The following is a 5,239-nucleotide window of genomic DNA, read 5'->3' as shown; positions in this document are numbered from 1 at the left end:
TTACCTGGGATTTCTACCTTAGTTCCTGGTTTGTATGGAGTTCCATCTGGTTTCTTAGGTGTTACTGTTACGTCACCTGTCTTAGGATCTTGTTCCAACTCTACTGTTGGTGTCTTTTGAGCTGGTGTTTCTGGTGTTACCTTAGCTGGAGTTTCTACTGGAACTTCCACTGCTGGTTTACCTGGTTCAGTAATCTTACCTGTACCTGGAACTTTTCCTTCTGGTAAGTCAGCGTTTGGTACTTTAGCTTTACCGTTTTCATCAGTTGTAACAGTAATTGGGTGATCTTTATCCTTACCTGGGATTTCTACCTTAGTTCCTGGTTTGTATGGAGTTCCATCTGGTTTCTTAGGTGTTACTGTTACGTCACCTGTCTTAGGATCTTGTTCCAACTCTACTGTTGGTGTCTTTTGAGCTGGTGTTTCTGGTGTTACCTTAGCTGGAGTTTCTACTGGAACTTCCACTGCTGGTTTACCTGGTTCAGTAATCTTACCTGTACCTGGAACTTTTCCTTCTGGTAAGTCAGCGTTTGGTACTTTTCCTTTACCGTTTTCATCAGTTGTAACAGTAATTGGGTGATCTTTATCCTTACCTGGGATTTCTACCTTAGTTCCTGGTGGGTATGTTGACCCATCTGGTTGCTTAGGTGTTACTGTTACGTCACCTGTCTTAGGATCTTGTTCCAACTCTACTGTTGGATTGTTCTTCTCTGCATCTGTACGTGGATCTACTACCTTAACAGTTGCTGGAACTTCATCCTTAGAACCATCTGGGTAAGTGACAACGACTGTTGTTTTCTTATCGCCTGGTGTTGTAGTGTCTACTGGAGTCTTGTATTCGAACGTAGTTCCTTTTGGAAGATCGTCTACATTACCGATTGATCCTTTAGGGTCTGGAGTTTTACCTACATTAACAGTTTGGTCTTTAGGTGTTGGATTGTTCTTCTCTGCATCTGTACGTGGATCTACTACCTTAACAGTTGCTGGAACTTCATCCTTAGAACCATCTGGGTAAGTGACAACGACTGTTGTTTTCTTATCGCCTGGTGTTGTAGTGTCTACTGGAGTCTTGTATTCGAACGTAGTTCCTTTTGGAAGATCGTCTACATTACCGATTGATCCTTTAGGATCTGGAGTTTTACCTACATTAACAGTTTGGTCTTTAGGTGTTGGATTGTTCTTCTCTGCATCTGTACGTGGATCTACTACCTTAACAGTTACTGGAACTTCATCTGTCGAACCATCTGGATAAGTTACTATAACTGTACGTGTGACTTTACCATTGTTAACAGTTGGAGTTTCTCCAGCTTTCCATGCGTAAGTCGTTGTCGTACCTGGTGTTGTTCCTTTATCTGGCAAGTCAGACTTGTTGGCAATATAAGTCTCTGGTGATCCCAAATCTGGAACAGTTCCATTTGAAGTCAGATTCACTGTAGGATTTGTAGCTGTTGGTGTATATTTATCAGCTTGCTTACGGAACTCAATCTGAATATTGGCGTTATTAGCAGAGCCATTGTTTGTGTTGTTATTTGTCAGACCTTCTTGGTCATATCCACTAATATAACGATTCCAGATATTTTTGCTAGCGTCAGGATTAATTGTCTGACCTTTACCTACATACCCTGAAATATTTACCTTGTACGGATTAGTATCTGTCGCATTGCCAGCTTGACCTAAATTACTTGTCTTATCCGTAAAGTTAATCTTTGTACCATTAGCAGGAATTTCAAGACGACCACCATTTGTAACTTCGAAATTACCTGATGGTGCTACTGCTTGAGCATTGTCGTGGACCTTAATCTTATCCAAGCGACCACTGTTATCAGTTAAGTTCACATCAACGCTAAACTCTTCTTCACGATAAACGATAATCTTATGTGGGTTAGTGCCATCAATTTCTGCATTACTAATAGGAGTTAAGCTAGTAATTGTTGGAGCTACTGTGTCACGAACTGTGAAGGTTACAGGCACTTCATCTGTTGAACCATCTGGATAAGTAACTACCGCTGTACGTGTGACTTGACCATTGTTAACAGTTGGAGTTTCTCCATCTTTCCATGTATAAGTCGTTCTTGCACCTGGCGTTGTACCTTCAGTTGGCAAGTCAGACTTGTTGGCAATATAAGTCTCTGGTGAGTCATAACCACTGATTGTACCATCTGTCGCTACATCGATTTTAGAGCCTGTTACTGCTGTTGGTGTATATTTATCAGCTTGCTTACGGAACTCAATCTGAATATTGGCGTTATTAGCAGTGTTATTGTTTGTGTTGTTATTTGTCAGACCTCCTTGGTCATATCCACTAATATAACGATTCCAGATATTTTTGCTAGCATCAGCTTTGACTTCCTGATTTTTACCAACATGACCTGAAATATTAACTTTATATGGGTTAGTATCTGTCGCATTGCCAGCTTGACCTAAATTACTTGTCTTATCCGTGAAGTTAATACTTGTACCATTAGCAGGAAGTTCAAGACGACCACCATTTGTAACTTCGAAATTACCTGATGGTGCTACTGCTTGAGCATTGTCGTGAACCTTAATCTTATCCAAGCGACCACTGTTATCAGTTAAGTTCACATCAACGCTAAACTCTTCTTCACGATAAACGATAATCTTACGTGGGTTTTTACTATCAATTTCTGCATTACGATTATCAGTTAATTTAGTAATTGTTGGTGCTACCTGGTCAGCTGGTGTTATCTTAGCTGGTGTTGTTACATCAGGAACTTCAACAGTTGGTTGACCTGGTTCTGTAATCTTACCTATACCTGGGACATTACCTTCAGGTAAATCACTATTAGGTACTTTACCTTTACCGTCTTTACCGATTGTGACTGGGATTGGCTTGTCACCTTTACCTGGGATTTCTACCTTAGTTTCTGGTGGGTATGTTGAGCCATCTGGTTTCTTCGGTGTTACTGTAACGTCACCTGTCTTAGGATCTTGATTCAACTCTAATGTTGGTGTAATAGATTGTGTAACCTTGACAGTTGATGTAAACTCCGCACTTTGTCCAACGTTATTGACAGACTTGACCTTGACCTTATAGTCGCCAGGATCTGAAGCAACACGACCTGTGATAATAAGCTTGTGCTCATAATCACTCACTTTTTGAACTTCAACTTTTTGATCTTTAAGTTCCAGCTTACTATCCACTAACTTGATAGAATCAGCTGGATTATAACCTAGTTTTGGATCACCAAGTGAAAATCCTGCTAGATTATCTTTAGTTGTGAATTCGAGACGGATTTCCTTACCTTTTTCGATGGTTTGATCAGCCCCCGTCACCTTAGGAGATGGCAAACCATACCATTGCATATCATTTCGGTGGGTGCTGAACTCATAGGAGCGCATCCCTGCTGCATACATGAGTGGAGTCCCCTCAGCAGCCTTGGTTTTGAAACGAAAGATATAGTTTGATGCACTATCCTTAGTTCTACCACGATAATCAATATCAAAATGATAGACTCTTTGCGTATGCTGGATCAACCAATCCTTCAAATAATCTGATACCAGAACATCCTTCTCCGTTGTCGTACGGGCACCACCTGTACGATTAAAATAGAGTGTATCAGGTTTTGAAATGATTTCTTCAAATGTTTTAATCTCTCCATCAGCACCTTTCCAGAAAGCATCGGTAGTGGCGGCTTTGCCCCAAGCCTGCTCGATAGCTCCACCAGGGGTACCAATGTTAACATCCTTAGACGTAGAGCTAACCTGATCTTTAAAGATGTCGTATAAGTTTCGTGGTAATCTTCCTTGAGTTTCAATACGTCGTTTTCCACCAGAACCACCCCAGTAACTACCAAATGATGCCGAACCGTCGTCTACCAAGGTATGACCAGTTGGAATGGTAAACCAAGCATGGGCATTTTGGTGGTTTTCAGGATTACCTTCAAACTCAATGACCCAATCGTATGTATCTCCGTTTTTAGTGACATCAACCTTAACGACATCCTTGACATCCTTAACTCTTTGTTTATCCGCAGTATTTTGGTTACGATCTCTAAAGAGCATGGTACCGGCTGGATAACCTGAGCCATCTCCTTCTTTTGTGAAGTAAAGACCGACAGCATCGTCATACCTTACTCCCTCATCAGCACGAAATCTTGTACCGACTGGGATAGTTGCGCCATTACGGACGTCATTATGCCCAGAAGTCAAACGATTACGTGCAATCATAACAGATCTTTCGTTACGTTTGATGACACGATTCATATCCTCAACATCACGAAGGCTAACTTCTACACCACCAAATGCAGACTTGGCTACGGCAACTTGGGCGTTAGCTTTTTCCAAGATTTCACGTGTCAAGTCATTCTCAGGTGTTTGGGCGATAGCCTGCTCCAAACGATCAATAGATACTTTGAGACTAGCTTTAGCTTTTTCCAGTTGCTCAGCATTAGTATTTTCTGAAGTTTCCTCAGACTTAGCTGAAATTTCTGGAGTTGGCTTCGCTACTTCTGGCTTGATTTCTGGAGTTGCTTCCTGTGTACTTTTGTCATTTTTATCTTCTTTGACTTGAGGAGTTTCCACTGCACGTAGCTGGTCCAAAACATTGGTCAAGCGAGCTACCAAAGCATCCACTTCTTCTTGACTCACTTTTGAATCAGCGAGAGTCTGTTCAGCCTTAACAAGTTCTTCATTAGCGGTAACCAAAAGATCTGTATTAGCAGCTTCCTTGACATGGAGCTGGTCTTTGATCTGTGCCACAAGCTGACTTGCAGTAGCTGTATCCACTTTTACAGAACTAGCAGGCTCTTCCTTATCTTGCGATTCAAGCGAACTCGTTCCTTGAATTGAAGCCCCTACATGAGGTTGTTCGACAGGTGTTACGCTATCCGCACTAACGACGCGCGCACCCAAAAACATCAGCGCTGCAACAGCAACTGAAGCCGCACCAAAGCTATATTTACGAATAGAGAAGCGTAAAACTTTTTCCTGTTGTCGACGCTTTACTCTACTTAGTGAATTTGATTTTTTTTCCATCGTTCCTCCTTATATTAAAGACAAAATCAAATTGAGAAGCAGTATTCCCTCTGGGGAATAATACAATAAAAATCACTCTTTTGAGCAATTTTTACACATCACAGCTATCACAGCTATTACAGCTATTACAGCTATTACAGCTATTACAGCTATTACAGCTATTACAGCTATTACAGCTATTACAGCTATTACAGCTATTACAGCTATTACAGCTATTACAGCTATTACAGCTATTACAGCTATTA

General features: G+C 41.2%; 1 protein-coding gene. It reads right to left on the bottom strand.

What is annotated here, in order from left to right; translation table 11 throughout:
- Positions 1-4,994: Rib/alpha-like domain-containing protein (locus tag QM928_RS09760; protein WP_414322001.1), on the bottom strand; the 4,994-nt coding region annotated here is incomplete at its 3' end.
- Positions 4,995-5,239: the final 245 nt, after the last annotated feature.

This window comes from Streptococcus infantis, from assembly GCF_047460405.1.
Lineage (GTDB): Bacteria > Bacillota > Bacilli > Lactobacillales > Streptococcaceae > Streptococcus > Streptococcus infantis_Q.
The sequence above is the reverse complement of the archived record's forward strand: the minus strand, read 5'-3'. Positions and strand labels throughout refer to the sequence as shown.